Genomic DNA, 25,928 nt, shown 5'->3' with positions numbered 1-25,928 from the left:
AGGTCAGGCCTCGGGTGTGTTGCCGCAGGAGTAATCCGGGACGACCACACCGCGAATGCACGGTTCAAGCCCATGAGCTGCAGATGACGTTTCTGTAGCATTGCACGCCGGTTTCAATACCGGTCGCTCGATACCTCGCTGTTAACCTCCGCAATCAGAGTGGAATGGGCCCTGTTAGCTATCAGTGTGCATATCCGCCGGTTGTCCGCTTGCGCACTTCAACAAAAACATAATAAGAAGCGAGGATACAGTAGATGGCTAACTATCCACCCAAAGGCGCAACGCCAGCGCCGACCCCTGATAGCATTCCGGCCCCCAGTGGGGCGGCCAATCTGATCGATACCGACTATGTGATCGGCCAGGACAACATCAAGGGCAAATATCTCTTCAACCTTGACATCCATGGCAAGGTCTTCAGCATTTCCGCGTTGCTAACCGTGCTGTTCGTGGTCTTGACCCTGGCACTGCAAAGCGAGGTAGAACCTCTGTTCACCGCCGTGCGCAACTGGTTGACCGGCAACCTGGCCTGGTTCTTCCTTGGCTCGGCGAATATTTTCGTCCTGCTCTGCCTGGGTCTGATCGTCTCGCCGTTGGGCAAGGTGCGTCTGGGCGGCAAGGAGGCAAAGGCGGATTACTCGTACACCGGCTGGTTCTCCATGCTGTTTGCCGCCGGTATGGGTATCGGCCTGATGTTCTATGGCGTGGCCGAGCCGATGTCACACTTCTCCTCGTCCATGGGCGGCACCAGTGTCGAGAATGGTGCGCGTACCGACTGGGCGCCGTTGGCTGCCGCCGCCGGCGATGCCAAGGCGGCCGCCAGCCTGAGCATGGCCGCCACCATCTTCCACTGGGGTCTGCATCCCTGGGCGATCTACGCCATCGTCGCGTTGGCACTGGCGCTGTTCTCCTTCAACAAGGGCCTGCCGCTGAGCATCCGCTCGATCTTCTATCCACTGCTCGGTGAGCGGGTTTGGGGTTGGCCGGGACATATTGTCGACATCCTCGCCGTATTCGCCACCCTGTTCGGTTTGGCCACCTCCCTGGGCCTGGGTGCTCAGCAGGCGGCTGCCGGCCTCGACTTCTTGTTCGGCATCCCCAATACCGACACGAGCAAAGTGCTGCTAGTCATCGGTATCACCGTGATCGCTCTGTGCTCGGTGCTGGCCGGTCTGGACAAGGGGGTCAAGCGCCTGTCGGAAATCAACATGGTGCTGGCGATCCTGTTGCTGCTGTTCATCATCGTGGTGGGACCAACCATGGCGATTTTCACCGGCTTTTTCGACAATCTGGGTAGTTACCTAGTCAACTTGCCGGCGCTGTCCAACCCGTTCGGACGCGAAGATGCCAACTTCAGCCAAGGCTGGACCGCGTTCTACTGGGCATGGTGGATCAGCTGGTCCCCGTTCGTTGGTATGTTCATTGCGCGGGTCAGTCGCGGCCGCACCGTGCGAGAATTTCTCGTCGCCGTGCTACTGGTGCCGTCGCTGGTGTCGGTGCTGTGGATGACTGCCTTCGGTGGCACCGCTCTTGGCCAGTTCGTCACCGATGGCTTTGCCGGGGTGCAGGATGCGGCGTTGGAACTGAAGCTGTTCGCCATGCTCGGCGAATTGCCGCTGACGCAGCTCAGCTCCTTTATCGGTATCGTGTTGGTGATCGTGTTCTTTGTTACCTCGTCGGACTCCGGCTCGCTGGTGATCGACACCATCACCTCCGGCGGCAAGGTCAACGCGCCGGTACCGCAGCGGGCCTTCTGGGCCATCTTGGAAGGTGTAGTGGCCATTGCCCTGCTGCTTGGCGGCGGCTTGGTCGCCCTGCAGGCCATGGCGGTGTCAACGGGCTTGCCGTTCACCATCGTGTTGTTGGTGGGTTGCGTGTCGATCGTCAAAGGTCTGTTGAGTGAGCCGCGCTAACCACGGCAGTTGGGTCATGCAAGAGCGCGCCTAAGGGCGCGCTTTTTTGTGGGCGGTCGGAAAATTCTACTGAGAGGGTTTGGCGGCAACCCGCTTTAGCTGCGAATGCTTAACCAGTACCCGGGCGGATGACGTCTTTTTCATCGCCCCCACGATGTTGGCGAACAGAGGGTTTTGTTGCGGTGGCAAGGCGGTAAATAGGGAAAGATGCCTTAATTCCACAGACTGCCCACCGGCGTGCTTGCCGAATAGTGTTTCGCCGTTTGGGCCTGCAGCAACTCCGCGGTCGCCAAGGCATCGGTCAGGGCATGGTGCGCCTGGTACAGCGGCAGGTTGTAACGCAGGCGGCTATCGGCCAGACGGATCGACACCGATGGCTTGTCGAATAAGTGGCGCAGCCAGCCGGCCCGCCGCTTACGCGGGTGTAGAAGGGCCTCAAGTTGCATGGTGTCGATTACTGGGAATTGCAGCCCCTCACCGAGCAAATGACGCAGCGCCTGGTCGAGAAAACCGCGTTCGATCGGGCGGTAGTGCACCACCATGATCTTGCCGGTCATGGCCGTCAGCAGCTGTTCCAGGACGCTGTCCAGGCCCGGTGCGCTTTGGATATCCGAGTGGGTGATGTGGTGGAAGGTGACCGACTGACTGCTCAGTTCGCCCGCCGGCTTGACCACCCAGTAGCTGGCCTCGCGGCAGCGAATGCGCTGCAGGTCGAACGGTACTAGGCCGAGGCTGACGATCGAGTCCCGGCTACTGTCCAGGCCGGTGGTCTCGACATCCAGGGCGATCAATGGCACCCGCTCCAGCGGCGTGTCGGCGCTGACCGTGCCGGCCTGGTAGAAGCGCGCCAGGCGAGGATCGCGGGCGCTCTGCGCCAGCTGGGCGAACAGCGCCGGCCAGTCGGGCGGCGCGGCAGTGCGCTGGCGTCTCATAGCGGCATATTTTGCGCTTGCCCCGGGTAGCGGAAGCGCAGAAATTTCTGCGCATTGCTCAGCACCTGGAAAGACGATTTGAGGTTGTGCCGGTCGCTAGCGGAGACCTTCTCCGGTTCGATGTAGTTGTCCGGTTTGCGGCCTTCCTGCAGGTCCATGGCCTGATGGCGGATGCGTACGATGGAGAGAAATTCCAGGGCGTAGCGCAGCTGGGTGATGGCCTCCTCGGTGAGCAGCTTGGTGGCGGCGATGGCGTCCAGGCGCTCCAGCGAGTTCTGTGCCTTGGAACCGCAGGCCAGGGCATGCACGCGGATCAGGTCGGTGAGCGGCGCAGTGCCGCGGCCCTTGAGGTTGATGATGTTGTTCTGCTCGCCATCCTTCTCCATCACGAAGGTGCGGAAGAAGCCCAGCGGCGGAGTGCGGTTGATCGCGTTGCGCGCCAGGTTGGCGAGAAACAAGGGGTTGTTGCTGGCCTTGTGCGCCACCAGCTCCTTGAGGTTTTCGACCAGCTCGGCCTCGCCGTAGACGCTGTCCAGGTCGAAGAAGATGCAACTGTTGAGCAGGGTTTCCGGATTGGGTCTATCGATCCAATCGGTGAAGTAGCCCCGCCAGACCCGCAGCGGCTGGCGCCACTTGGGGTTGCTGGCCATGATCCCGCCCTTGCAGTAAGTGAAGCCGCAGGCCGCCAGGCCATCGCTGACGAAGTCGGCGAGTTGCACAAAGTAGTCATCGTGAACCCGCGGATCGAAGCGGTTGTCGAGCACCAGGGCGTTGTCCTGATCGGTGACTATCAGCTGCTCGTCGCGCGCCATCGAGCCCAGCACCATAAAGCAGTAGGGCACCGGCGGGGGCCCGAGCTTCTCTTCGGCCAGCTCCAGCAGACGTTGGGTCAGGCTGCGGCCGATGCCGGACATGGCGCTGCCGATCATGTGCGCGGTGGCCTGCTCGTTGACCAGGCGCAGGAAGGTGGCGCGCAGGTCCGGCACCAGGGCCTGCAACTCCGCCACCGACTGGCGGTTGAAGATGCTGTTGACCAGATACAGGCTGCTCTGCGACTCGTACTTGATGATGTCCGAGAGGTTGATCACCCCGATCGGCCGCTGACGGTGCATCACCGGCAGGTGGTGGATGTTGTGCCGGAGCATGCACAGCATGGCCTCGAACACCGAGTCGTCGGCCTGGATGGTGATCGGGTTGGGCGACATGATCTGCTCGACCGGCGTGTCCAGGGCCAGGCCCTCGGCCAGCACGCGGGTGCGCAGGTCGCGATCGGTGGTGATGCCGACCATCGCCTGGCCCTGGCCGGCATTGCCCGACAGCGCGCCGAGGATCACCAGGGAAGACACGCCGTGCTCGGTCATCACCCGCGCCGCATCCTGCACCGAGGTGCCCAGCGGCACGCTGACGGTACGCCGGGTGACCAGCTTGCGCACCTCGATCTTCATCAGTTCGCTGGCATTGCCCTGGGATTGTTCCAGCGACTTCAGCCGCGACTGGCCTTCGGCCTCGACGAAGTCGGCGAAGGCCTCATAGGTCTCGCATAGCTGCTCGAACAGCGGGCCGGGGATGAAATAGATCAGGCTGTCCTCGATCGCTCGGGCCGGTAGCCGGACTTTCTTGCCGCGCAGTAAGCCGAATTGACCAAACACCTCGCCTTCGGCCAGACGGTTATACAGCTCTCCGTTACGCCGGTAGATCTCCACCGCACCGCTGCGGATGTAGTGCAGTTCGCCGATCGGTTCGCCATAGCGAAGGAGGTCGCTGCCAGCCTGAAAATAGCCGACTTCGACCTGTTGCGCGATTTCGTCGAGGACCTCGCTCGGCAGTCCGTCGAAAGGGGCGAAGCGACTCAGGTGGTCGCGTATTTCGATCAGCTCTACCTGCATGCGGATCTCCTGGCGGACGCTATGGTGAACATTGAACCATACGCCCGGCGGTGTCGGCAGTTACTGCCTTCGCGTGCGGTAGCAACCGTCGTTTGCAGGTAGCTGCGTGTCGGTTGGAGGTAGCCTTGGCTGGGTATCGGTATGGCGCAGTTTCGGGTATCCCGTCGGTTTTCTACCGACACCGGATGGCGGAGCCTATGCTTGGGCCAAATTAATTATCTGGAGCCGTGTCATGCGTCTATCACTGTTGAACAGCCTGCTGTTGGGGCTCTGTCTGGTGCCATTGGCCTGCAGCGCAGAGGAAATACAGCCCGGCCTCTGGGAAATCAGTTCAAACAATATGCAGGTCGGCGGCCAGGCGGTGCCGGGGATGGAACAGATGCTCGAACAGATGAAAAATCTGCCGCCCGAGCAACGGCAAATGATGGAGCAGATGATGGCCCAGCAAGGCGTTCAACTGGGCGACAAGGGCGTGCGCATCTGCATGAGTGAAGCGCAGATCAAAGCCCAGCAGATTCCCATGCAAGACCCCGAGTCCGGTTGCAGCAATGAAGTCACCGAACGCAGCGCCGAGCTGTGGAAGTTCCGCTTCAGTTGCCCCAACGGCCAGGGCGAAGGCGAGACGCGCTTTGTCAGCGACAAGGAGTTCACCTCAACGGTCAACGGTACCTTCGACGGCCAGAGCAGCAGCATGCAAAGCCATGCGCGCTGGGTGGCGACGGATTGCGGGACGTTGCAGCCGCAGTAAGCAGTCGAGGTCACTGGCTGTTAAGCGGATCACTGATGCCGTGGCGGTCTTTTAGCGTTTGCACCAGCTCGGCCTGGCTGAAGAGGAAGGCGTCGAACTGCTCGATCACCTCAGGGTGGTTGATGCTCGACAGGAAGTAGTGATCATCCTGATAGGGCAGGCTGGGGTCGAACACCAGGCCGCTTTGCGCGCTGTTATAGAGCTGGTGGCGCACCACTTGCGGGTTGAGGTACACACCGTCGACCCGGTCGCTCATGGCCATGGCCAGCAGCGAGTCGATCTGGTTGGCCTGGATCAGCAGAATCTTGCCGGCTTTGATGTCATTCAAGTAGGGCCAGGGTGTAAAGCCGCGCTGCGTGCCGAGGCGCAGTAGGCGTGCTTTGCCCTTGCCGAGGAACTGCGGCTTGACCAGCACACCATCGATGGCCGGCGCTGCCGCCTGGCTGAAGTGCACCTTGTGGCCTTGTTTCAGGTCGGCGTTCCAGCGCGGGTTGTCCGGGTATTTGAAATCCACCCGGCCGCTGAGAAAGTCGCTAAGCAGGCGCCGCACCGGCAGCGGCTGGTAGATAAATTCATGGCCCTGATGCGCCGCAAAGGCGTCGAGCAGATCACGGCCATAGCCCAGGTACTGGCCATCTTGCACGTTGGAGTAGGGCAAATAGGGTTGTAGCTCAACTCCAACCTTAAAAGTCTCGGCTTGTGCCAGCGAAGCCAGGGCAAGAACTAGACAAGCCAGCAGAATCAGCAATGCTCTCATCAGTGACATCTCGAACAGCGACCCTGAGCAGGCCATAGGCAAACCATAGCTAATTGCCACGACCTGCGGGAGGCAAGTGCCGAGATAATCTGAACAGGCAGACCAAAACAGCAATTGCGCAGCAGGCTGCAATGGCCGGTAATACTGGCTTTGCGCCTGCACGCAGCGGCCATGGCTGTTACCCTGTACCCGCAGCCGCCGCGATGGCGGCTGTACGAGTAGGGCAATCCGTCCTCGTGCGCGTAATGCGTGCCACACGCCAAAGGAGCATTCCATATGGAAAAAGACCCTTCGTCTGACACGACCCCGCAACCAGAAGCGGCAAATCTGGACGGCATCCCCGCCCCTTCGGGCGAGGCCAATCTGATCGACACCGACTACGTCATCGGTCAGGACAACATCAAAGGCAAGTTCCTGTTCAATCTGGACATCCACGGCAAGGTCTTCACCATCTCGGCAGTCGTTGCCGTGCTGTTCGTAGTGCTGGCACTGGCCCTGCAAACCCAGGTCGAGCCGCTGTTCAGCGCCCTGCGCAACTGGCTCACCCAGCACATGGCCTGGTTCTTTATCGGTTCCGCCAACATCTTTGTGCTGCTCTGCCTCGGCCTGATCGTCTCACCCCTGGGCAAGGTGCGCCTTGGTGGCATGGACGCGAAACCGGATTACTCCTACCTCGGTTGGTTCTCCATGCTGTTTGCAGCCGGGATGGGCATCGGCCTGATGTTCTACGGCGTCTCCGAGCCGATGTCGCACTTCAGCTCGGCCATGGGCGGTATCAGCGTCGGTGCCGATGGTGTGCGCACCGACTGGGCGCCGTTGGGTGGCGCTGCCGGTAATGCCGAGGAGGCCGTGCGCCTGGGCATGGCTGCGACCATCTTCCATTGGGGCCTGCACCCCTGGGCGATCTACGCCATCGTCGCCTTGTCGCTGGCGCTGTTCTCTTTCAACAAGGGCCTGCCGCTGTCGATCCGCTCGATCTTCTACCCGATCCTCGGTGAGCGGGTGTGGGGCTGGCCGGGCCATGTGATCGACATCCTCGCGGTGTTCGCCACCCTGTTCGGCCTGGTCACCTCCCTCGGTTTGGGCGCGGAACAGGCCGCAGCAGGCGTCGAATACCTGTTCGGTATCAGCGCCACCGACACCAGCAAGGTGCTGCTGATTATCGTCGTCACCATCATCGCCCTGGTTTCGGTGGTTGCCGGTCTGGACAAGGGCGTCAAGCGTCTGTCTGAGCTGAACATGGTCCTGGCCATGGCGCTGCTGTTGTTTGTGATTATCGCCGGGCCGACCCTGGCCATCCTCACCGGCTTCTTCAAGAACCTCGGCGCATATATGCAGTACCTGCCGGCGTTGTCCAACCCGATTGCCCGGGAAGACGCCAACTTCAGCCAGGGCTGGACGGCCTTCTACTGGGCCTGGTGGATCAGCTGGTCGCCGTTCGTGGGGATGTTTATCGCCCGCGTCAGCCGTGGCCGCACCGTGCGCGAGTTCCTGATAGCCGTGCTGCTGGTGCCGTCCCTGGTGTCGGTGTTGTGGATGACTGCGTTCGGCGGCACCGCGATCAACCAGTTGCTGGTCGATGGCTTTACCGGCGCGCAGGATGCCGGCCTGGAGCTGAAGCTGTTCAGCATGCTCGGCGAGATGCCGTTGACCAGCATCACCTCGCTGATCGGCATCGTCTTGGTGGTGGTGTTCTTTATCACCTCGTCAGACTCCGGCTCGCTGGTGATCGATACCATCACCGCCGGCGGCAAGGTCAATGCACCGACACCGCAGCGGATTTTCTGGGCCAGCATCGAGGGCGTAATCGCCATCGCCCTGCTGCTCGGCGGCGGCTTGGTTGCCTTGCAGGCCATGGCGGTGTCGACGGGTTTACCGTTCACCATCGTGCTGTTGGTGGGCTGTATTTCCATCGTCAAAGGCTTGATGAGCGAACCGCGCTGACCGCTGTTGGTGGGTAGTACAAGAGCGCGCCTTTGGGCGCGCTTTTTTATGCCCACGATTTGTGCTGGTTGGCGCCTGTAGGAGCGGTTCATGGCCGCGATGCTTTGCCTTGTTTTTCACCCCTCTCCCGCTTGCGGGAGAGGGGCTGGGGGAGAGGGCGCGGTTGGCTGCGTAGAATGGGTTGAGCTTGGCGATACCCATCACTTGGCTATTTGATCGATATGTTCGGCATTGCACCGCGTGTGCTGATGTTTCGTGTTGCGCCCCCTCGGGCGCCTCACTTTTCTTTGTTCCCGGAGCGCCGGCCGGTGCAAAGAAAAGTGAGCAAAAGAAACACGCCCCGGCATCCGGCCCTGCCTGCGGCAGAGTACGTTACTCGCTCCGCTCGCCCTTCGGGCCAGCCTACGGCTGTTACTACGCTTCGCTCCGTATCACGCCATTATTGCTCCAGGGGCCCGACCAAGAGGCCATCCATGGCCCATCGCAGCTCTCGCGGCATCCATGCCGCTCAACCCCTTCCGCAACGATTCTGTTCACCCTCCTGACGGGGGATTTGGCGCGCGGCTGGGAGTACTGGGTTTTTGAACTCAAAACGAGTGGCAAAGAACATGTTTATTTCTTGTCGCAGAACAAAAATAGATCCGCCCCTTAACGGCCTCCTTTACGTGCGCTCATCTTTTACAGTTGCGGCATCAAGTAGCTTTTGTGGGCTTTCATTCGCTAGGTCTACGTTGCTAGCGAGATCATCCAGATTGCCTGGCTGGGTCAGAAACAGAATAGCCCCCAGAATCTTGTCCGATTTATCCGCCGATTTTTGCAGGATTTCTTCTGCCTTTTCTCGATAGAGAGGACCAAATTTTTTATTGATGACCCAATCTCTATCGTCAGGGCTTAAACCGTATTCCCTTCTGTTCCTAGGCATAACCCTAAAGCCTCGAATTACACATAGTGCTGACGTGAGCGGCGCCCCAGTCGGGCGTACGCTCGATGGAATGGTTAGTCATCTCGAGTAGAACTAAGGTGTAGTGCTATTGCGATGACCATGTTCCAGAAAATGTACGACGGGATAACCCACTGTGGCGCGAACAATGCGTCTTTCCAGTCCATTGTTCGGAAGCATATTGCGAAGGGAATGCTGCCTAGAAATCCTGCAAAAGAAAGCACGATGAAGTAGCGAAAATACTGCCGAGACTGAATGAGGCGTGGGACGAGAAGCCCAAGTATCGCCCCGCTTATCGACCCCGCTGCGACAAAGGAAAGCCAACCGCCGATCCACCAGCCAAAGCCTCCAACTGCGAATGCAGCAACCCACGCGAACACGCCTATGCCCAGCGCAGCGACTGCGCGACCGGGGCTGACCCAACGACTATGGGGAACGAGAAGCAAGGCACCGAAGATAATCCCCGGCAAGATCCAGGCAGGAATTTCCGATACAACATCCTTATCAAGAAGGCCTAACGGGCCAACTGCCCAGGCAAGAAGTCCAGCCGCAAAGGCCAGCCAAAGTTTAATAGGCAATGAAGTTTTTATGTTTGTAGCAAGTTTTTTATGCATCAGCATGTTCCTGTGATGCCTAACGTTTGGTTAATGCGCTGGCTTTAGCACTGTTCCAGTGAGTGAACGGTTCGACACAGTTGTCAGGGCTCGTGCCACTCTTCATCCGGAGTTGACTCTTGTTCCGGGTTACCGAAACTGAACGTGTCGCCATTGCTCGCGGTGATAGTGCCAGTACCCAAATTGCGAATTTGCCACTGCCATGTGTCGTAACGAGTGCTAAGAGTCCCTCTTATAGAGCATGGCCCATACAGGAAAAAATCGTGCTCTTGGCGCCCAGAAATTAATACCGTTTTGTTAAAAAAGACATGGACCTCATCCGCTGTCATAACAAACGCGGCACACCCTTCGTTCTTTGGTCCGATGCCGCTCTCCATAATAGAGATATTTGTAATAACGCCAATCGGGCTAGCTAAACTTAGCGCGGGAAATATAAGTTCGACTATGAGTAGTAAGTGTAAGATTTTCTTATTCATCGGGAGCTAACGTTTGGTTAAGGGTGGGCTTTTGCCCGAAGCGAACGGTTTGAACCACTTGCTTATGCGTTTAACCGAACAGGCCAGAGATTGCAGTCGCAATGCCTTCGACTATCGCTACGGCACCATCGAATATTGCGTCGAGAGTACCTAATAGTATTTCTAGTGGACCATCATTGCTGAGACCAACAGGTGTTGCTACGCCTGCAATAGAAAATGCTACAGCTGCCATAGCGACAGAATGGAAGCCCGCAACCAAAATATAAATCACGGATGACAAGAGTAAAGTTACGCCAAGTGCATTAAAAGCTCTAAGGCCAACTGGGTTTTTGTTTTTTTTCTTCATTTACGCTCCATGTATAACTGAATGCCAAATTACCGTAGACGCATAACGTTTGGTTAAGGGGTGACTTTGCCGGTCCCAGCGAACGAAGTGAGCGCTTTGATATAAACATTGCTGTTGCTCAATGCCTGGTTTATTTCTTTTAGCATTTGATACTCTGCACCGGCAATTTCTTTGTTGTGCGTAGACAGCTTCGATAGATGAATTTGGGCGGCTATAAGTTTTGGATTGGCTTCTTCGGTGCGGCCAAGTTGATGCAGTGTAAGACCTAAACCAGCTTCAAAGATGCTGTTTTTCGTAATTTCAGGATCCCACCTTTCGGCTTTTGTGAGCAATTCGCAGCTTTTCTGATAGTTCCCCCGCCAATAGTGCATTAGACCTTGGGTTGCTACTGCTGGCGCGAAAGCCGCTTTGAAGAAGCTGATCAGCATGATCTATACCATTTGATTAAGGGGCGAAGTTTAGTCCGTCCTAGAGAGCGAAGCGAGAGATTCGAACCAATTGTTATGCATTGAGTCACTGGGGATCAACTAGAGAAGTAAATAGCCATACCGGCAGTAGCCCCAATGGCAAAGGAGAAAAAGTCATAAGTTAAACCGCTTAACGTAGATAATGCAGAATTATTTTTCAACAGAATAAACCCTGCTGTTGAACTAATTGCTGCGCTTGGTAGCAAGAAACAAATATGGATTAACCCTAATAGGCCTTGGTTTATCTGATGCTGCCAGTAAAAAAATATAAAAAATGATAGCTGTAAGGCCAAAGCCATTCCGCAACAAATATTAGAAGCTGTTGTGAGGAAATAATTTGCACCTATTATAAGTGCAGGTAGTAGAAGGTAATACCACAGTCCTATATAGAGATAGTCGCCGTTCAATATGACGATAATTGGTGCTGCTGCCGAGATAAGGCATGCAGTTTCAATATCCATTTCCATGAATTTATCTCGATTTCAGCTGTGCATAACGTTTGGTTAAGGGGCAGGCTTTAGCTCGTACCAGTGAGCGAAGCGAACGTTTGAACAGTTGTTAGAGGTTGCCATTACGGGCCCTGAATGTGCTTAACCCATATGGGAGCAGTATATCCAAGGAGACCGCCAATGATCGTAGCCAACGCATAACCTTCTGACCCTGCTTGAAAAGAAAAAGCAATGAGCAGGCAACCTAATATTGAGAAGCATATCTGCCAAGTAATAGGGTGACTAAAAGCCTTAGGTTCGATGTGCGGTGCTCCAATAGCGCCGAGGATAGCGCCTAAGGAAGAGAATAATAAAATATTGGGCAAGGTGTAGCCGTAAGTCAGTCCACCGAAGATAGCGAAAAATGCTGCGCTTGTGGCGGCGATTACTATTGCAACTTTAAGGGCAGAGGTGAGCTTCCGAGCCATCAAGACCTCTAACGTTTGGTTAAGGGGCGGGCTTTAGCCCGTCCCAGTGAGCGCAGCGAACGATTTGAACCAATTGTTATACGGCGATTACTCATGCGGCGTTCCTGCTTTCACATATTTCAAAATTTCTTCGCAGTTAGATTCATAACCCTGTAGTGGCAGGTTGCTAGCGAAATTCGCCCAATTTTTAAAAGCTTTTGGTTTTGAAGAGTTAGCTGCTTTCTGTGAGCCGGAGCCAAGCTCTGACAGTAATTCGGAGTAGCACATATTTTGGTTAAACGAGGTCGTAAAAGCACCTACCCCAAAGCATAAAGCTCCGAACGTAAGGCTTAAGAGCACAGCAAATATTGCTTTGATGGTCATTACGGGCTCTCCATAGCCTTATAACTATTAATTATGCGACAGGTCTATCGCAGTGCTTGTCGCATAAACTTCCTAGTCGTCGGCTAAGCCTGTGCCTGCATTGAAGTTTCTTCGCAGCAACGCGACAGCACTTAGAGGTAAACGCGACATGAAGGACGGCGAGCCCGAGTTGCTGGTGCAATGCTGGTAGGTTTGAGCCAGAAGCTAGTTCATTCGAGCCTAGGCTGTCCATGGCGGCGGCCGATAACGCAAATCCGGCCAGGTTTCGCTTTGGCTTTTCGCCAGTCACAGAGCATTAGCCGCGTGCCGACGCCTTATCAGAAGGCTGAGCGTAGGTGTTGCGTAGGAGGACGAGCCGCATGGATGCGGCGCGCTAAGGGGCGTAACCAGAAACTTCAGTACATAGGGTGGCGTGTCGAACGACTATGTAATAGCCGAGTATTGATGGATATCGCGCTGCTCAACCTACGCGAACCGACCCATTCTACGGCGCTTATTCCGTCGCTACTGCTGGCGCCGCAGCCATTCTGTCGCCACGTCGCCCATTGTTTTGGGCGACCCGTCTTTTATCCAAGCCATAAACGCGCGATTAAATTGGAAGCTCGGTCCGCAAGCGTCCGTTAAAAACCGGCGAACATTTTGCGTATTTCGATAGGTCGTAGTGATCGGTGTTTGGGCCGTTATCGTGTCGCTGTGCCAGTCGAAACTATTCATCTTGGTTTGCTCGAGTCATGCGGGCTGGGTTATTTACATGAGGTGGTCGGCTTACAAATCAATCGTGATGGTTTGTGTCGCCCAATTTCGTTCCTGAAGGTTTGTCTCAACTCCACAATTCCCCCACCAGCGTATCCCCCGAATACCGCGTCGCCACCTGCGCCTGCAGCAGCTCCGCGGTGGCCAGCGCATCGGTCAACGCATGGTGCGCCTGGTACATCGGCAGGTTGTAACGCAGGCGACTGTCAGCCAATCGTATCGACACCGGCTGGCGGCCCAACAACCGGCCAACCCAGCCCGGCTGACGCTTGGGATACAAACGCGCTTCCAGCTGCATGGTGTCGATTACCGGGAACTGCAAACCCTCACCCAGCTGCTGACGCAGTGCCTGGTCGAGAAAGCTGCGCTCGATAGTGCGGTAGTGCACCACCATCACTTTGCCGGCCATGGCCGTCAGCAACTCGTCGAGTATCTGCCCCAGACGCGGGGCGTGGCGGATGTCCGAGTGGGTGATGTGGTGGAAAGTTATCGACTCGCCGCTCAGCTCGCAGGCCGGTTTGACCACCCAGTAGCGCGCCGCGCCGCAGCGGATGCGTTGTAGGTTGAAGGGCAGCAGGCCGAGGCTGACGATGGCGTGCTGGTTGGCATCCAGGCCGGTAGTTTCTACGTCCAGGGCCAGCAGTGGCACTTGCTCCAACGGGGTATCGGCGGCCACACAGCCGGCCTGGTAGAAGGCTTGCAGGCGTGGTTCGGTCGCGCTGGCGGCGAGTTCGGTAAAGCGCGCAGCCCAGTCCAGTGGCGCGGTGGGCGTTGTCACAGGCTTTTGCTCGGTTGCGCGGGGTAGCGAAAGCGCAGGAATTTCTGCGCGTTGCTAATCACCTGAAAGGCTTCCTTGAGGTTGTGCCGATCACTGGCGGAGACTTTTTCCGGTTCGATGTAGTTGTTCGGCTGCGCACCGTCGGCTGCGGCCATGGCCTGGTGGCGGGCACGTACCAGGCTGAGAAACTCCAGGGCGTAGCGCAGCTGGCTGATGGCTTCGGGTTGCAGCAGTTTGGTTTTGTCGATGGCGTCGAGGCGTTCCAGAGAGTTCTGCGCCTTGCTGCCGCAGGCCAGGGCGTGCACGCGGATCAGGTCGGTGAGCGGCGCGGTGCCACGGCCCTTGAGGTTGATGATGTGCTTCTGCTGGCCGTCGGTTTCCATCACAAAGGTGCGGAAGAAGCCCAGCGGCGGCGTGCGGTTGAGGGCGTTGCGCGCCAGGGCAGCGAGGAAGGCCGGGCTGCTGCTGGCTTTCTGCGCGAGCAGGTCCTTGAGGTTTTCCACAAGTTCGAACTCGCCATACACGCCGTCGAGGTCGAAGAAGATGCAGCTGTGCAGCAGGGTCTGTGGCTTGGGTTTGTCGATCCACTGGTTGAAGTAACCGCGCCAGACGCTTAGCGGCTGCCGCCATTCGGCGTTGCTGGCCATGATGCCGCCCTTGCAGTAGGTGTAGCCGCAGGCGGCCAGGCCGTCGCTGACAAACTGGGCGAGGGCCGCGAAGTAGGCATCGTGCTGCGCCGGGTCAAAGCTGTCATCGAGCACCAGGGCATTGTCCTGGTCGGTGACCAGCAGCTGTTCGTCGCGGGCCATGGAGCCGGCAACCATAAAGCAGTAGGGCACGGGCGGCGGGCCGAGTTTCTGTTCGGCCAGCTCCAGCAGGCGCTGGGTAAAGGCGCGGCCGATGCCGGCCATGGCGCTGCCGACCATATGCGCGGTGGCGTGCTCGTTGACCATGCGCACAAAGGTGCCGCGCAGGGCTGCCAGCAGGTTTTGCAGGCCGGCGACATTGGGTTGGTTGAAGATTGAGTTGACCAGGTACAGGCTGCTCTGCGACTCGTAGCGGATGATGTCGCTGAGGTTGATCAGACCAATCGGCCGGCGACGCTGCACCACCGGCAGGTGATGGATATTGTGGCGCAGCATGCACAGCATGGCGTCGAACACGCTGTCATCGGCCTGCACGGTAAATGGTTCGGGTGTCATCACCTGGCTTACCGGCGTGCTGTCCGCAAGCCCGGCGGCGAGCACGCGCGTGCGCAGGTCGCGGTCGGTGAGGATGCCGACCATCATGGCGCCGGCGGCATCGCCATCGACAATCACCAGTGAGGACACGCTTTGCTCGGTCATCAGCTGCGCGGCCTGTTGCACGGGTGTATCCAGGCTGACGCAGACCGGCGTGCGCGAGATCAGTTTGCGCACCTTGAGCTGGATCAGCTCGCTGGCCTGGCCCTGGCTTTCCACCGCGGATTTGAGCCGCGACTGGCCTTCGGCCTCGACGAACTCGGCAAAGCCGTCGTGCTCTTCGCACAGCTGGGCGAACAACGTGGCGGGGATAAAGTAGATCAGACTGTCTTCAATCGCTCGCGCCGGGAAGCGCACCTTGTTGCTGCGCAGCAGCCCGGCCTGGCCGAAGATGTCGCCCTCACTCAAGCGGTTGTACAGCTCGCCGTTGCGTCGGTAGATTTCCACCGCACCACTGCGCACATAGTGCAGCTCGTGAATGGCCGCGCCGTGCTGGAGAATGTCGCTGCCGGCTTTGAAGTAGGTCACTTCGATCTGCCGGGCAATAGTGTCGAGGCTGTCCTCGGGCAGCATATCGAAGGGCGGGAAGCGCTGCAGGTGGTCGCGGATTTCCAGTAACTCGATCTGCATGGGGTGCCTCGCAGTGGCTGGTACTAAAGGATACGGCGATTATCGGATGATGTCCGCCTCGCCAGCGTTCTGGATGTGCCGGCACGCGTGGTCGACGCCGGCTATGGTGTGAGGTGGTGGCGGATAACACAGGCGACAGCTGGTTTTTATCAAGGAGTGACTATGCACGGTGCGGGATTCTGGGTGGTGCTGGCGCTGCTGTTGGCGCTCGCGGGTTTGGCGATTTATTACTACAACCGCCTGGTGTTCAACCGTGCGCGGGTGGCCGAGGCGTGGAGTGGTATCGATGTGCAGCTCAAGCGCCGCGCCAGCCTGATTCCGGCGCTGGTCGAGTGCGTGCGCCAGTACATGAGCTACGAGCAGGGCACCCTGCAGGCGCTGGTGCAGGAGCGCATGCGCGCGGTGCAGCTGGCCGATTCGCCGCTGGGCGAGCGCGCGCCGGTGGAGGCGCAGTTGAGTACGCAGCTGCGCCAGCTGTTCGCCCTGGTCGAGGATTACCCGGCGCTCAAGGCCGATGGCCAGTTTCTCGACCTGCAACGCACCATCAGCGAGGCCGAGGCGCATATCCAGATGGCCCGGCGTTACTACAACGGCGCGGTGCGCGAGTTGAATGTGCTGGTCGAGTCGGTGCCGAGCAACCTGGTGGCGCGGCCCTTTGCTTTTACCCTGGCCGAGTACTTCAGCCTGGATGACCCGCGTGATGCTCAGTCGCCAAAAATGGAGTTTTGATATGCCCGGATTACTGCGCGCTCTGCTGTTGAGCCTGTGTCTGCTCCCACTGTGGGCTACAGCGGCCGAGGTGATTGAGGACTTTGCCGTCACGCTGCAGGTGCAGGCGGACGGCAACCTGTTGGTGACCGAGCGAATCACCGTGCGGGCCGAGGGCGAACAGATCAAGCGCGGCATCTACCGCGATTTGCCTGTCAGCTATGGGAGGGCGTTGGGCTTGTTGCAGAGCAGCCCGATCACCCTGCTTGGAGTGAGCCGCGATGGCCAGCCGGAGCGCGTGCGGGTCGAGCAGAACGGCAGCTGGGTGCGTTATTACCTCGGCTCGGCGGACCACCTGCTGCAGCCGGGCCGCTATCAGTACGAACTGCGATACCGGGTTGAGCGACAGCTGTTGCATCACGCCACTACCGATGAGCTGTACTGGAACGTCACCGGTAATCAGTGGGTGTTCCCGATACTTCAAGCCTCGGTCGAGGTTCAGCTGCCGCCGGGCGCGCGGATGGGTGATGTGGCCGCCTATACCGGGGCAGGCGGTGAGCAGGGCAAGGCCTATGAGGTGCTTGAGCAGCGCGACGATTATTTACACCTGGCCACCACGCAAACTTTGCCGGCCTACCATGGCCTGACGGTGGCCGTGGATTGGCCAGCTGGCCTGGTGGCGCGGCCGGGCGCAGCGCAGCGCCTGGGCTCTCTGTTGCTGGATAACCTCGGCCTGTGCCTGGGCTCGCTGCTGCTGATCGGCCTGGTGATTTTTTATCTGCGTGCCTGGGATCGGGTCGGCCGCGACCCTGATAAAGGCTTGATCATTCCACTGTTTGAAGCCCCGAAAGGCATGAGCGCAGTGCAGGCCGGCTATCTCTGGCATCGCGGTTTGCAGGGGGCTTATCAGGATGCGCGGGCGTTTAGTGTGTGGCTCACCGATATGGCCATCCGCAAACACCTGCATATCGAGGACAAGCCGCGCGGCGGTGGTTTTAGCCTGGCCCGTGGCACAGGCGCGCGTGACGATTTCAGCGAGGCGGATCGCGAGCTGCGCAAGCGCCTGTTCCCGGCTAACAAGGAAGGTATCGCTCTGGAGATTGGCAGAGACTACGAGCCGCGTCTGGCCGATGCGTTAGCCGGGCTGAAAAGCCAGCTGCAAAAACAGGGCAAGGCCTGGTTCAGCAATAACCGCGGGCTCTGGGTGTGGGGGCTGGTGTGGGCAGTTGCTGCGTGTCTGCTGATGTTGTTTCTCGGTGCGCAGAGTGAGGACGATGTGGCTGCCGGCTTTGCGGGCCTGGTGTTTAGCTTGGGTTTTGGTGTGCCGTCGCTGTGGGTGTTTTATCTGGCCTGGCATCAACCTAGCTGGGGTAAACGGATTGGCCTGGGCTTGGCGGGCTTTATGTTTTTCTGGCCAGCGCCGATTGGCCTGTGGATGCTGTGCGACGCCGTATCAGTGCCGGCCTTGTTGCTGCTCTGCCTATTTGTGCTGGTGGTGGTGCTGTTCTACTACCTGCTGCCGGCGCCGTCGGTCAAAGGGCGGCGCTTGCTTGATCAGCTGGAAGGCTATCGCGACTACCTGCAACTGGCGGAAAGCGACGCGCTGGCCCTGGCCGGCAATGCCCCGGCGATGAGCATCGCGCTGTACGAAAAACACTTGCCCTACGCCATGGCCCTGGGCGTTGAGGACAAATGGAGCGCACGCTTTAGTACGGCGCTGGCCAATGGGCTGATTGACCCGGCGCAGCGTGACTATCAACCCGACTGGTACCACAGCCGCAGCAGTTTCAGCACCCCACTGGCGATGAGCACCGCTCTGGCTGCTGGCCTGAGCAGCGCCACGGCACTGGCTTCATCGCCACCGTCGAGCAGCTCGTCAGGCGGTGGCGGTTCATCTGGCGGTGGTTCGTCCGGCGGCGGCGGTGGTGGCGGAGGGGGCGGCGGTTGGTAGGGCACTAAGTGCTGTTGTAGGAGCGGCGGGGCGCCTAGCCCATGCCCGCGATTCGCATGGTTTAGTCATCCCCGCCGCACCTACAGGTTTGCGGCAGCTGTCGTGACACTAGGGCTTGCGGGTTTCCTGCAGCTTGGCCAGCAAGGCTTCGCTTTTCTCCAGTTGCTCGGCTTCGCTGAGTTGCGGGTTTTCCAGCACGCTGTCGAGTTGTGCGATCAGCTCGCTCTGCCGGTTGATCCGTTCATCCAGCTTCTCCAACTTGCGCTGGTTGTGCCAGCTCCACAGCGCCAGAGCGCAGGCTGCCAGCACCACGGCGGTCAGCACGATAATTGTCAGGGTGTTCATCGCGGCTCCAGAGTTTTGCCCATCAGCATGCGCGGCAACATAACAGCGCCGCGCGTCACCGTCTGTGCCTGCTGCACAGAAAATCCCTGGCTGGCAAAAAACGCCTGGGCCACTAGGCTGGCTTCGGTAAACAGCTCGCGCACACCGCCCTCCCGCAGGCGTTGTTCGGCAGCGGCATACAAGGCGCTGGCGACACCCTGGCGGGCATGGCTGGGCGCGCAGTACAGCAGATCAATATGCCCATCCAGGCTAAAGCCGATAAAACCGGCGATAACCTGGCCTTTTCCTGCGATAAACAGCTCAAGTGACGCCAAACGTGTTTGCCAAGTGGGCATGTCCGCAACCTCGGGAGACCAGGCCTGACGCTGCGCTGCGTCGTAGTGCTCGGTGGTCAACTGGCTGACCGAGGCCTGAAACAGTGCGACCAGGGCGGGTAGATCCTGAGGTTGGTAGGCCCGTAAGTTGAACGCGGCAGGCAGGGGAGTTGTCATCGGGATACCTGCAATTGGCTGCCCGGCAGGTTAGCGCCGGGTGCTGATCAGGTAAATCGCCGCTAGCGCCAGTTCCAGGCGCTAGCGGCCACCGCATCGTGGGCGTGCAGGCTTTCCGCGTGCACCACGCGCAGCTGAAAGGCGCTGAACGCCGGTTGCTCACGTAAGGCGCTGTGCAGGCGGCGCGCGGCGTCTTCGCAGAACATCAGGTTTTGTCCGTTGGCCAGGGCAAAGGCCTGCTCATCGGCGCGCTTTACGGCGGTTTGCACGGCGGTACCGAGGGTCTGTTCAGCGCTGTCGATCAGCGCAACCAGCGGCAACTCTGCGCTGTTGCTGTGCAGACGCACTTGCAGGGTGGCGTAGCTGCGCTGGCTGTGCGGCGTGGCGACGATGCCCTCGGGCGAGCCGAGCCAGGCCAGCAGTTGTGCGTGGTTCAGCGGCTGGCCTGCGAAGTCCTCGATAAAGCGCTGCTGAATCAGCTGGCGCGCCAGGGCAGCGGAGCACGGGCAGGTCGAGGAATAGGCCACTTCAACCTGCAGTTCCACGTGAAACCCCCATAGGTCCTGGCGTGCACGCACCTCGAAGGGGTAGGACTTCCAACCGGCCAGGTGGCTGACCAGTGCTGGGCGGCTGAGTAAGGCCTCGCCACGCAGGGCAATGGACGCCTGTTGCGATAGGTCTTGGTGGCTGTTCAGAAACTCGTCCAGCAGCTGCTGCAGCGTCGTCGTGCTCAGTTCGCGCTGTTCCAGCGCATGCAACGCCAGATACAGGCGTGACATATGAATGCCGCGGGCATTGCCATCACCCAGGTTGACCCCGACATCGGCGTGGGCATGGATGCGTTGCCCAGCCAGGTTGATCGGCAGCGCGATGCCCTGCATGCCGACCCAGTCCAGAGCCTGTGCGTGGGCAGGTGTTTGCGCGGCTATGTCCGGCAGGGTCAGTGCGTTCATCAGAAATCGGCGCTCGGTTATGGGTTTAAATGTTATGTTATAACAAGTAAATTACAAAGCCAGCGAATCCTGATGATGACCGAAACGCCGCTTACCCACGCCGAACTGCTCGCTCAGCCGGCGGATGACTATATGAACGCCGCGCAGCAGCAGTTCTTTCGCACGCTGCTGCTCAGCCAGCGCGATGAACTGCAGAACCGGATTGCCGAGGAGTTCGAAACCCTGCGCGAACGCGAAACCAGCAGCGACCCCGCCGACATTGGCAGCGCCGAAGAGCAACGGCAGTGGCAGCTGCGCCTGCTGGAGCGGGAAAAGAAGCTGCTCGACAAGATCGATGAAGCCCTTGAGCGCCTGGCCCGTGGCGAATACGGCTGGTGTGTGGAAACCGGTGAGCCAATCGGCCTTAAACGCTTGCTGCTACGGCCCACTGCGAGCCTGTGCATCGAAGCCAAAGAGCGTCAGGAACAACGCGAAAAACACCTGCGCCACGCAGAATTTTGATGGAGCCCGCAACCATGACCAATCGCCTTCCCGTAACTGTGCTGTCCGGCTTTCTCGGTGCCGGTAAAAGCACCCTGCTCAATGCCATTCTGAAAAACCGCCAGGGTTTGAAAGTGGCGGTGATCGTCAACGATATGAGCGAGATCAATATCGATGGCAGCGAAGTTCAGCGTGATGTCAGCCTGAACCGCGCCGAAGAAAAACTCGTGGTGATGAGCAACGGCTGCATCTGCTGCACCCTGCGCGAAGACTTGCTGGAAGAAGTCGGTCGCCTGGCCCGTGATGGCCGTTTCGACTATCTGCTGATCGAATCCACCGGGATCAGCGAGCCGCTGCCGGTGGCCGAGACCTTCACCTTCCGTGGTGAAGACGGCCAGAGCCTGGCCGATGTGGCGCGCCTGGACTGCATGGTGACGGTGGTCGACGGAGTGAACTTTCTGCGCGACTTCCATGAGGCCGAGAGCCTGGCCAGCCGCGGCGAAACCCTGGGCGAAGAGGACGAGCGCTCGATCACTGACCTGCTGATCGAACAGGTGGAATTCGCCGATGTGTTGCTGGTCAGCAAGATCGACCTGATCAGCAGCCATGAGCGCGAAGAGCTGATGGCCATTCTCAAGGGCCTGAATACCCACGCCGAAATCGTGCCGATGGCCATGGGCGCGGTGCCGCTGGAAAAGATCCTCAATACCGGCCGTTTCGACTTCGAGCGCGCCGCGCAAGCGCCGGGCTGGCTCAAGGAACTACGCGGCGAACACGCCCCGGAAACCGAGGAGTACGGCATTGCTTCCACGGCTTACCGAGCGCGCAAGCCGCTGCACCCCGAGCGGTTCTTCAATTTCATCAACCGCGAATGGAGCAATGGCCGCCTGCTGCGCAGCAAGGGCTTCTTCTGGCTGGCCAGCAAGTACCAAGAGGCTGGCAGCTGGTCCCAGGCGGGCGGTCTGATGCGTCATGGTTTTGCCGGGCGCTGGTGGCGTTTTGTGCCGAAAAGCCAGTGGCCCCAGGATGAGGAAGGGCTGCAGGCGATTATGAAAAACTGGCAGACGCAAACCGGCGACTGCCGTCAGGAGCTGGTATTTATCGGCCAGAACATCGACTTCGCTCTACTGACCGCCGAGCTGGATGCCTGCCTGCTCACCGAGGCGGAAATGGCCCTCGGTGTCGATGCCTGGCAGGCGCTGCCCGATCCATTCGGCCCCTGGCATGAGCAGGCCGCCTGATGCTGGCGCCTGTACTGCGTCAGCCGTTGCAGCAGGCCAGCAGCGAGCAGATTGATGTATTCGGTGAGGTGCTGCGTGATGAGGTCAACCTGGCTGTTTGGCAACGCCAGCTGCCGGCGCTGATCGGCGATTTCGCCAACGCTCTGTTAGCCCAGGGCGAGCCGCTGGGGCAATCCATCGTGCTCGAGCTGGCCAGCCCGGAGAGCACGCCGAACCTCAGTGGCCTGGTCGATGGCTACAGCGGTTTGCCGGGGCAGGCGGCCTTTCTGCAGGATGTTAGCTGGCTGGTCAGCGCCTTTGCCTGCCTGTTCGACGCCACACGCATCGGCCTGCGCCTGCGCATTCTCGACAAGGCCATGTGTCCGCGTTTTCACGTTGACCATGTGCCGGTGCGCTTGATTACCAGCTATGCCGGGATAGGCAGTGAATGGCTGGAAGAGGGCGTGATGGCGCGCCGTCGCCTTGGCGATCCGGCGGCTGAGCCCAGTGATGCTGCGTTGATCAAGCGAGCCGAGAGCGGGCATGTGCTGCTGGCCAAGGGGGAGAAATGGGTCGGCAACGAGGGCGGCGGGCTGATTCACCGCTCGCCGCAACCGCCGGCCGGTGAGCGGCGCTTGTTGTTGACGCTGGATTGGCTGGCCTGAATTTCAGGCAAAAAAATAGGCTGCGCAGACAGCAGCCTTAAGCACCAGAAAGGCATACCGGCGCGTGACCCGGCATGCAGGGGTGAGGTACCCAAGGCCACTAGAACATAGAAAGGGTTACGCTTTGATGACGGTTAACGAGCCATCCATACACCCTTACTCTGCTGCTCGCAGAAGGGCTTGAGGTAGGTGGCGTCGCTGGCAACGCCGTAATAATGCACATCCTGCTTGTAGGGCGTGCCGCCGACCGTTGAGTTGCGGCACACACCGAAGGAGCCCATCGGGCACTGCTCGACAAATTCCACTGCGACCTTCTGCCCTTTTAGCTGCGGCTGGCAGAAGCCAGTGCGGAACAGGTTGGGCGGGATGCTGCGATTCTGCTGACACACCTTCACATCCAGGCGTTCGGCCTGGCTATGCACCACACAGGCTTCACCCCAGGCCAGGCCGGACAATAGGGATAAGCCAAGCAGTAGAGCGACACGCATCGTTAAAAACCTCGATAGCAGGAATGGCCAAGAACAGGTGAGCGTTGTAGGAGCGGCCCATGGCCGGGAAGCGCAATCGCGGCCATGGGCCGCTCCTACAGTTCAGGTTGATGGCATGTCAAAAAATTGCTGCAAACTCTAGCACGCAGCTTTTATTCAGTCTGCGCCATGCTCGGGGTTCTCTCCCAGCAGGCAAACCCGCACCATAGGCCCATGCTGAAAAATATCCCTACCCATGTGATTGCCGGGCCGCTTGGTGCCGGCAAGACCAGCCTGATCCGTAATCTGCTGGCGCAACGGCCGGCGCATGAACGCTGGGCGGTGCTGATCAACGAGTTCGGCCTGGTTGGTCTGGACGCCGCCCTGCTGAGCAGTGATGACGACGGCATTGCCATGGGCGAAGTGGCAGGCGGCTGTCTGTGTTGCGTCAACGGCGTGCCGTTTCAGGTCGGCCTGAGTCGGCTGTTGCGCAAGGCCAAACCTGATCGCCTGCTGATCGAACCGTCCGGCCTCGGTCATCCCCTACAACTGCTCGAACAGCTGCGCGAAATGCCCTGGGCTGGTGTGCTGGCGGTGCAGGAGCCGCTGCTGGTGCTGGATGCTCAGGCCTTGGCTGCGGGTGAAGCGCTGCCAGAGAGTCAGCAGGCGACGCTTGGCCACGCCGGGCTGCTGCTGTTGAACAAGGCCGAGGGGCTGGATGAAGCCACCCAGGCGCGCATTCAGATGCAACTGCCCGCGCGCCCGATTTACTGGACTCGTCAGGGTGCTTTGCCACTGGCAGAACTGCCCGGTTTTAGCGCCCAGGCCGATAGCGTTGGCACGCTGGATAACCTGCCCACCGGCAGCGCGCCATTGCCGCAACTGTGGCGCAACCCGAGCGAGCCGATCTGCCAGATTCAGCAACAGGCCGAAGGCTGGAGCATCGGTTGGCGCTGGCACCCCAGCCAGCAGTTCGAGCTGCTGCGCGTACAGCAGTGGCTGAGCGGCCTGCCCTGGCGCCGTGCCAAGCTGGTGCTGCACTGTAACGCCGGCTGGCTGTCCGCCAACGCCCTGAACGGTGAGGCGCTGCATTGGCAGAACAGCGAATGGCGTAAGGACTCGCGGTTGGAGCTGATCTTTAGCGCGGCGCAGGATGTGCCGGCGTTGCAGGCCGGGTTTGCCGCCTGTGTTTTAGCGCCAGAGCATTTCGGCCAGGCTGCCGAATAGCAAAATCAGCACAGCCAGGGCGCTGATACGCAGAGCCAGAGGGGAGGTGAGCCACTGCAGTGCCTGCTGTTTCGGAGCTTCGCGCAGCGCATGCCACTCTTGATGGAACACCGGGTCGATGCGCAGGGCAAATATTCTGTCGCGGTACAACAGGTGCCGGGCGTGGCGCATCTGGCTGTAAAGCGGCAGGCGAATGGCAAAGTGCAGTTCGCCGTCTGCGGCGCGTCCCATGGCCAGTACATGGCAGTTGATGCCGGCGCTGCTGAGTTGTTCTTGCAGGTGCTCGATAAAGCCGGCGTGGCTGGATTCCAGTAAAACAAACACCCTGACGTCCTCCCTGATAGGTTTGCGCTCAGCATGCCGGAGTCAGATAGAACTGACGAGTCGTCTGGTTACGCTGATAATTCCGCTTAATAAATTCACGCAAGGCACGCCCATGCACCTTCTCCCCTGGTCCCACGACAGCAGCGCCGGCTTTACCCTGCGTGGCTGGTATACGCCGCCTACGGGCAAACCTGTGTTGCATTTTCTGCATGGCAACGGCTATTGCGGGCGGGTGTATACGCCGATGCTGGCGCTGTTGGCCGAGGATTTCGACCTGTGGTTGTGCGACGTGCAGGGCCATGGTGAGACTGATCACGGCGGGCGTTTCCATGGCTGGAACCGCAGTGCCGAGCTGGCGGTAGAGGCGTTTAACGCCGGTCGTGAGCGCTTTGCCGATGCGCCGGCCTATGCGCTGGGCCACAGCTTTGGCGGGGTGTTGACCAGCCTGATGCTGGCCCAGCAGCCGCAGTTGTTTCAGCGCGCGGTGTTGCTCGACCCGGTGCTATTCAGCCCGGCGATGATTGGGGTGATGGCGCTTTCCGATGTGGTTGGCCTGAGCCGGCGCACCACCCTGGCCAGCAAGGCGCTCAAACGTCGCAGTAGTTGGCCGGATCGCGCGGCCGCCCACGCAGCATTGCATGGCCGTGGGATGTTCCGCGGCTGGACCGAAGAGGCCTTTGCCGCCTATATCCAGCATGCATTGAAGGACAGCGACAAAGGCGCCGAGCTGCGCTGCCGGCCAAGTCGCGAGGCGGATATCTTCAGCTCATTCCCCAAGCGGCTGTGGCCGTCGCTGGGCAAAGTCACCACCCCGACCCAGGTGCTCTATGGTGAGCGCAGCTACCCCTTTGTGGCCAAGTCGGTGGCCCGTTGGTGCGCCAGCAATGGGCATGTCAGTGGCCATGTGGTGCCCGGCGGGCACTGCTTTATGCAGGAGCAGCCGGAGGCCGCTGCAGCGCGCATTAGCGACTTTCTGCTGCAGCGTGGCTAAGCATGCAGGCCGCGACTCGGGAGGACGTCTGGTTGATGTTGTCCGACCTGTGGCTGGATACCGAACTGGATCAGCGCTGGCTGGCAGGGATTGCTGATGTATTGCGGCGTAGTGGCCTGAGCAGGGCGCAGCTGGAGGCAGTCTGGTTGTATGAAGTGGCCCCCGTGGTCTGGCTCAATCACTGGAACTTTACCGGTGTGTGGGCCGGCTTCGATTCGCAGTGGTTGCTCGCCGGTTGCCGGCGCAACCAGCAGCGTGGGCGTTGGCATCGCTGCAAATGCCGGCTGTTGCGCTGGCCGATGACCTACGGCTGCCAGAGTGAGTGGCTGCAGATTCTCGGGTACTTGGCCGAGCCGCCTGCGGGCGGTACGAGTTAGCGCTTGGGCAGTGCCGCCTATGGCGCGT

30 protein-coding genes are annotated in these 25,928 nt (G+C 59.6%); 11 read left to right on the top strand and 19 right to left on the bottom strand.

The window, feature by feature from the left end; all coding sequences use genetic code 11:
* Window positions 1-254: 254 nt before the first annotated feature.
* Window positions 255-1,910 carry a BCCT family transporter gene (locus AACX99_RS02515; RefSeq protein WP_339409249.1) on the top strand — a complete coding sequence of 552 codons (1,656 nt, stop codon included), beginning with the start codon at window positions 255-257 and terminating at the stop codon, window positions 1,908-1,910.
* Window positions 1,911-2,122: 212 nt separating this feature from the next.
* On the opposite strand, the gene AACX99_RS02510 is transcribed toward AACX99_RS02515, so the two are convergent.
* Both AACX99_RS02510 and AACX99_RS02505 read right to left on the bottom strand, forming a co-directional pair.
* Window positions 2,123-2,842, bottom strand: a complete 720-nt coding sequence (locus AACX99_RS02510) for a 3'-5' exonuclease (protein ID WP_339409248.1) — start codon at window positions 2,840-2,842, stop codon at window positions 2,123-2,125.
* A complete protein-coding gene (locus AACX99_RS02505; protein ID WP_339409247.1) occupies window positions 2,839-4,728 on the bottom strand; it encodes a DUF294 nucleotidyltransferase-like domain-containing protein in 1,890 nt (629 codons plus the stop codon). The genes AACX99_RS02510 and AACX99_RS02505 overlap by 4 nt, the downstream gene beginning before the upstream one ends.
* Before the next feature lie 232 nt (window positions 4,729-4,960).
* On the opposite strand from AACX99_RS02505, the gene AACX99_RS02500 reads away from it, so the two are divergent.
* Window positions 4,961-5,476 (top strand): DUF3617 domain-containing protein, encoded by a 516-nt coding sequence (locus AACX99_RS02500; protein WP_339409246.1) that lies wholly within the window; start codon window positions 4,961-4,963, stop codon window positions 5,474-5,476.
* 10 nt (window positions 5,477-5,486) lie between these two features.
* Here the strand turns inward: AACX99_RS02500 and AACX99_RS02495 are convergent, their stop codons facing one another.
* Window positions 5,487-6,233 carry a substrate-binding periplasmic protein gene (locus tag AACX99_RS02495; RefSeq protein WP_339409245.1) on the bottom strand — a complete coding sequence of 249 codons (747 nt, stop codon included), beginning with the start codon at window positions 6,231-6,233 and terminating at the stop codon, window positions 5,487-5,489.
* 276 nt (window positions 6,234-6,509) lie between these two features.
* On the opposite strand from AACX99_RS02495, the gene AACX99_RS02490 reads away from it, so the two are divergent.
* Complete coding sequence (locus AACX99_RS02490) at window positions 6,510-8,177, top strand: BCCT family transporter (RefSeq protein ID WP_339409244.1); 1,668 nt, start codon at window positions 6,510-6,512, stop codon at window positions 8,175-8,177.
* A gap of 661 nt (window positions 8,178-8,838) precedes the next feature.
* On the opposite strand, the gene AACX99_RS02485 is transcribed toward AACX99_RS02490, so the two are convergent.
* The 11 genes from AACX99_RS02485 to AACX99_RS02435 form a co-directional block, all read right to left on the bottom strand.
* Window positions 8,839-9,099: a hypothetical protein gene (locus tag AACX99_RS02485; RefSeq protein WP_339409243.1), complete on the bottom strand. Its 261-nt coding sequence runs from the start codon at window positions 9,097-9,099 to the stop codon at window positions 8,839-8,841.
* A gap of 74 nt (window positions 9,100-9,173) precedes the next feature.
* Window positions 9,174-9,731, bottom strand: a complete 558-nt coding sequence (locus AACX99_RS02480; protein WP_339409242.1) for a hypothetical protein — start codon at window positions 9,729-9,731, stop codon at window positions 9,174-9,176.
* An 83-nt stretch (window positions 9,732-9,814) separates the two neighbouring features.
* Window positions 9,815-10,207, bottom strand: coding sequence for a hypothetical protein (locus AACX99_RS02475; RefSeq protein ID WP_339409241.1), 393 nt, complete (start codon window positions 10,205-10,207; stop codon window positions 9,815-9,817).
* A 70-nt stretch (window positions 10,208-10,277) separates the two neighbouring features.
* Window positions 10,278-10,553 (bottom strand): hypothetical protein, encoded by a 276-nt coding sequence (locus AACX99_RS02470; protein WP_339409240.1) that lies wholly within the window; start codon window positions 10,551-10,553, stop codon window positions 10,278-10,280.
* A gap of 53 nt (window positions 10,554-10,606) precedes the next feature.
* Entirely contained in the window at window positions 10,607-10,981 is a 375-nt protein-coding gene (locus AACX99_RS02465; RefSeq protein WP_339409239.1) for a tetratricopeptide repeat protein, read from the bottom strand.
* 95 nt (window positions 10,982-11,076) lie between these two features.
* Complete coding sequence (locus AACX99_RS02460) at window positions 11,077-11,487, bottom strand: hypothetical protein (RefSeq protein ID WP_339409238.1); 411 nt, start codon at window positions 11,485-11,487, stop codon at window positions 11,077-11,079.
* Window positions 11,488-11,591: 104 nt separating this feature from the next.
* Window positions 11,592-11,936 carry a hypothetical protein gene (locus AACX99_RS02455; RefSeq protein ID WP_339409237.1) on the bottom strand — a complete coding sequence of 115 codons (345 nt, stop codon included), beginning with the start codon at window positions 11,934-11,936 and terminating at the stop codon, window positions 11,592-11,594.
* Window positions 11,937-12,023: 87 nt separating this feature from the next.
* Window positions 12,024-12,299, bottom strand: a complete 276-nt coding sequence (locus tag AACX99_RS02450; RefSeq protein WP_339409236.1) for a hypothetical protein — start codon at window positions 12,297-12,299, stop codon at window positions 12,024-12,026.
* Between the two features lie 504 nt (window positions 12,300-12,803).
* Window positions 12,804-13,013, bottom strand: a complete 210-nt coding sequence (locus AACX99_RS02445; RefSeq protein WP_339409235.1) for a DUF6434 domain-containing protein — start codon at window positions 13,011-13,013, stop codon at window positions 12,804-12,806.
* A 106-nt stretch (window positions 13,014-13,119) separates the two neighbouring features.
* Window positions 13,120-13,830, bottom strand: a complete 711-nt coding sequence (locus AACX99_RS02440) for a 3'-5' exonuclease (RefSeq protein WP_339409234.1) — start codon at window positions 13,828-13,830, stop codon at window positions 13,120-13,122.
* Window positions 13,827-15,701, bottom strand: coding sequence for a DUF294 nucleotidyltransferase-like domain-containing protein (locus AACX99_RS02435; RefSeq protein ID WP_339409233.1), 1,875 nt, complete (start codon window positions 15,699-15,701; stop codon window positions 13,827-13,829). The genes AACX99_RS02440 and AACX99_RS02435 overlap by 4 nt, the downstream gene beginning before the upstream one ends.
* A 162-nt stretch (window positions 15,702-15,863) precedes the next feature.
* Between AACX99_RS02435 and AACX99_RS02430 the strand changes: the two genes are divergently transcribed.
* Both AACX99_RS02430 and AACX99_RS02425 read left to right on the top strand, forming a co-directional pair.
* Window positions 15,864-16,430, top strand: a complete 567-nt coding sequence (locus AACX99_RS02430; protein WP_339409232.1) for a LemA family protein — start codon at window positions 15,864-15,866, stop codon at window positions 16,428-16,430.
* Between the two features lies 1 nt (window position 16,431).
* Window positions 16,432-18,360, top strand: a complete 1,929-nt coding sequence (locus tag AACX99_RS02425) for a DUF2207 domain-containing protein (RefSeq protein WP_339409231.1) — start codon at window positions 16,432-16,434, stop codon at window positions 18,358-18,360.
* Between the two features lie 108 nt (window positions 18,361-18,468).
* Here AACX99_RS02425 and AACX99_RS02420 read toward each other — a convergent pair whose 3' ends face one another.
* The 3 genes from AACX99_RS02420 to folE2 all read right to left on the bottom strand — a co-directional run bounded on the left by AACX99_RS02420 (window position 18,469) and on the right by folE2 (window position 20,149).
* Complete coding sequence (locus tag AACX99_RS02420) at window positions 18,469-18,705, bottom strand: hypothetical protein (RefSeq protein WP_090378522.1); 237 nt, start codon at window positions 18,703-18,705, stop codon at window positions 18,469-18,471.
* Window positions 18,702-19,196, bottom strand: a complete 495-nt coding sequence (locus AACX99_RS02415; protein WP_339409230.1) for a GNAT family N-acetyltransferase — start codon at window positions 19,194-19,196, stop codon at window positions 18,702-18,704. The genes AACX99_RS02420 and AACX99_RS02415 overlap by 4 nt, the downstream gene beginning before the upstream one ends.
* Window positions 19,197-19,258: 62 nt before the next feature.
* Window positions 19,259-20,149 (bottom strand): GTP cyclohydrolase FolE2, encoded by an 891-nt coding sequence (folE2, locus tag AACX99_RS02410; protein WP_339409229.1) that lies wholly within the window; start codon window positions 20,147-20,149, stop codon window positions 19,259-19,261.
* 75 nt (window positions 20,150-20,224) lie between these two features.
* Between folE2 and dksA the strand changes: the two genes are divergently transcribed.
* From dksA to AACX99_RS02395, 3 genes are read left to right on the top strand one after another with little or no spacing between them, the layout of a single operon-like run.
* Window positions 20,225-20,650: an RNA polymerase-binding protein DksA gene (dksA, locus tag AACX99_RS02405; RefSeq protein ID WP_339409658.1), complete on the top strand. Its 426-nt coding sequence runs from the start codon at window positions 20,225-20,227 to the stop codon at window positions 20,648-20,650.
* A gap of 14 nt (window positions 20,651-20,664) precedes the next feature.
* Window positions 20,665-21,870, top strand: coding sequence for a zinc metallochaperone GTPase ZigA (gene zigA / locus AACX99_RS02400; RefSeq protein ID WP_339409228.1), 1,206 nt, complete (start codon window positions 20,665-20,667; stop codon window positions 21,868-21,870).
* Complete coding sequence (locus tag AACX99_RS02395) at window positions 21,870-22,514, top strand: DUF1826 domain-containing protein (RefSeq protein WP_339409227.1); 645 nt, start codon at window positions 21,870-21,872, stop codon at window positions 22,512-22,514. The genes zigA and AACX99_RS02395 overlap by 1 nt, the downstream gene beginning before the upstream one ends.
* Window positions 22,515-22,648: 134 nt before the next feature.
* Here the strand turns inward: AACX99_RS02395 and AACX99_RS02390 are convergent, their stop codons facing one another.
* Window positions 22,649-23,002 (bottom strand): NADH:ubiquinone oxidoreductase, encoded by a 354-nt coding sequence (locus tag AACX99_RS02390; protein ID WP_339409226.1) that lies wholly within the window; start codon window positions 23,000-23,002, stop codon window positions 22,649-22,651.
* 213 nt (window positions 23,003-23,215) lie between these two features.
* On the opposite strand from AACX99_RS02390, the gene AACX99_RS02385 reads away from it, so the two are divergent.
* Window positions 23,216-24,208 carry a CobW family GTP-binding protein gene (locus tag AACX99_RS02385; protein ID WP_339409225.1) on the top strand — a complete coding sequence of 331 codons (993 nt, stop codon included), beginning with the start codon at window positions 23,216-23,218 and terminating at the stop codon, window positions 24,206-24,208.
* On the opposite strand, the gene AACX99_RS02380 is transcribed toward AACX99_RS02385, so the two are convergent.
* Complete coding sequence (locus AACX99_RS02380; RefSeq protein ID WP_339409224.1) at window positions 24,173-24,532, bottom strand: hypothetical protein; 360 nt, start codon at window positions 24,530-24,532, stop codon at window positions 24,173-24,175. The genes AACX99_RS02385 and AACX99_RS02380 overlap by 36 nt on opposite strands.
* A gap of 112 nt (window positions 24,533-24,644) precedes the next feature.
* Here AACX99_RS02380 and AACX99_RS02375 point away from each other — a divergent pair, with 112 nt between their 5' ends.
* Window positions 24,645-25,523 (top strand): alpha/beta fold hydrolase, encoded by an 879-nt coding sequence (locus AACX99_RS02375; RefSeq protein WP_339409223.1) that lies wholly within the window; start codon window positions 24,645-24,647, stop codon window positions 25,521-25,523.
* Between the two features lie 2 nt (window positions 25,524-25,525).
* Window positions 25,526-25,900, top strand: a complete 375-nt coding sequence (locus tag AACX99_RS02370; protein ID WP_339409222.1) for a DUF7079 family protein — start codon at window positions 25,526-25,528, stop codon at window positions 25,898-25,900.
* Window positions 25,901-25,928 lie beyond the last annotated feature (28 nt).

The organism is Pseudomonas sp. EA_35y_Pfl2_R5 (genome assembly GCF_963970805.1).
Taxonomy (GTDB): Bacteria; Pseudomonadota; Gammaproteobacteria; order Pseudomonadales; family Pseudomonadaceae; genus Aquipseudomonas.
This window is presented reverse-complemented; position numbering and strand designations above follow the sequence as displayed.

Coding starts and splice junctions, on each gene's coding strand:
- AACX99_RS02515 (WP_339409249.1), top strand. CDS start 255: ATGGCTAACTATCCACCCAAAGGCGCAACGCCAGCGCCGACCCCTGAT.
- AACX99_RS02510 (WP_339409248.1), bottom strand. CDS start 2,842: ATGAGACGCCAGCGCACTGCCGCGCCGCCCGACTGGCCGGCGCTGTTC.
- AACX99_RS02505 (WP_339409247.1), bottom strand. CDS start 4,728: ATGCAGGTAGAGCTGATCGAAATACGCGACCACCTGAGTCGCTTCGCC.
- AACX99_RS02500 (WP_339409246.1), top strand. CDS start 4,961: ATGCGTCTATCACTGTTGAACAGCCTGCTGTTGGGGCTCTGTCTGGTG.
- AACX99_RS02495 (WP_339409245.1), bottom strand. CDS start 6,233: ATGAGAGCATTGCTGATTCTGCTGGCTTGTCTAGTTCTTGCCCTGGCT.
- AACX99_RS02490 (WP_339409244.1), top strand. CDS start 6,510: ATGGAAAAAGACCCTTCGTCTGACACGACCCCGCAACCAGAAGCGGCA.
- AACX99_RS02485 (WP_339409243.1), bottom strand. CDS start 9,099: ATGCCTAGGAACAGAAGGGAATACGGTTTAAGCCCTGACGATAGAGAT.
- AACX99_RS02480 (WP_339409242.1), bottom strand. CDS start 9,731: ATGCATAAAAAACTTGCTACAAACATAAAAACTTCATTGCCTATTAAA.
- AACX99_RS02475 (WP_339409241.1), bottom strand. CDS start 10,207: ATGAATAAGAAAATCTTACACTTACTACTCATAGTCGAACTTATATTT.
- AACX99_RS02470 (WP_339409240.1), bottom strand. CDS start 10,553: ATGAAGAAAAAAAACAAAAACCCAGTTGGCCTTAGAGCTTTTAATGCA.
- AACX99_RS02465 (WP_339409239.1), bottom strand. CDS start 10,981: ATGCTGATCAGCTTCTTCAAAGCGGCTTTCGCGCCAGCAGTAGCAACC.
- AACX99_RS02460 (WP_339409238.1), bottom strand. CDS start 11,487: ATGGAAATGGATATTGAAACTGCATGCCTTATCTCGGCAGCAGCACCA.
- AACX99_RS02455 (WP_339409237.1), bottom strand. CDS start 11,936: ATGGCTCGGAAGCTCACCTCTGCCCTTAAAGTTGCAATAGTAATCGCC.
- AACX99_RS02450 (WP_339409236.1), bottom strand. CDS start 12,299: ATGACCATCAAAGCAATATTTGCTGTGCTCTTAAGCCTTACGTTCGGA.
- AACX99_RS02445 (WP_339409235.1), bottom strand. CDS start 13,013: ATGAATAGTTTCGACTGGCACAGCGACACGATAACGGCCCAAACACCG.
- AACX99_RS02435 (WP_339409233.1), bottom strand. CDS start 15,701: ATGCAGATCGAGTTACTGGAAATCCGCGACCACCTGCAGCGCTTCCCG.
- AACX99_RS02430 (WP_339409232.1), top strand. CDS start 15,864: ATGCACGGTGCGGGATTCTGGGTGGTGCTGGCGCTGCTGTTGGCGCTC.
- AACX99_RS02425 (WP_339409231.1), top strand. CDS start 16,432: ATGCCCGGATTACTGCGCGCTCTGCTGTTGAGCCTGTGTCTGCTCCCA.
- AACX99_RS02420 (WP_090378522.1), bottom strand. CDS start 18,705: ATGAACACCCTGACAATTATCGTGCTGACCGCCGTGGTGCTGGCAGCC.
- AACX99_RS02415 (WP_339409230.1), bottom strand. CDS start 19,196: ATGACAACTCCCCTGCCTGCCGCGTTCAACTTACGGGCCTACCAACCT.
- folE2 (WP_339409229.1), bottom strand. CDS start 20,149: ATGAACGCACTGACCCTGCCGGACATAGCCGCGCAAACACCTGCCCAC.
- dksA (WP_339409658.1), top strand. CDS start 20,225: ATGACCGAAACGCCGCTTACCCACGCCGAACTGCTCGCTCAGCCGGCG.
- zigA (WP_339409228.1), top strand. CDS start 20,665: ATGACCAATCGCCTTCCCGTAACTGTGCTGTCCGGCTTTCTCGGTGCC.
- AACX99_RS02395 (WP_339409227.1), top strand. CDS start 21,870: ATGCTGGCGCCTGTACTGCGTCAGCCGTTGCAGCAGGCCAGCAGCGAG.
- AACX99_RS02390 (WP_339409226.1), bottom strand. CDS start 23,002: ATGCGTGTCGCTCTACTGCTTGGCTTATCCCTATTGTCCGGCCTGGCC.
- AACX99_RS02385 (WP_339409225.1), top strand. CDS start 23,216: ATGCTGAAAAATATCCCTACCCATGTGATTGCCGGGCCGCTTGGTGCC.
- AACX99_RS02375 (WP_339409223.1), top strand. CDS start 24,645: ATGCACCTTCTCCCCTGGTCCCACGACAGCAGCGCCGGCTTTACCCTG.
- AACX99_RS02370 (WP_339409222.1), top strand. CDS start 25,526: ATGCAGGCCGCGACTCGGGAGGACGTCTGGTTGATGTTGTCCGACCTG.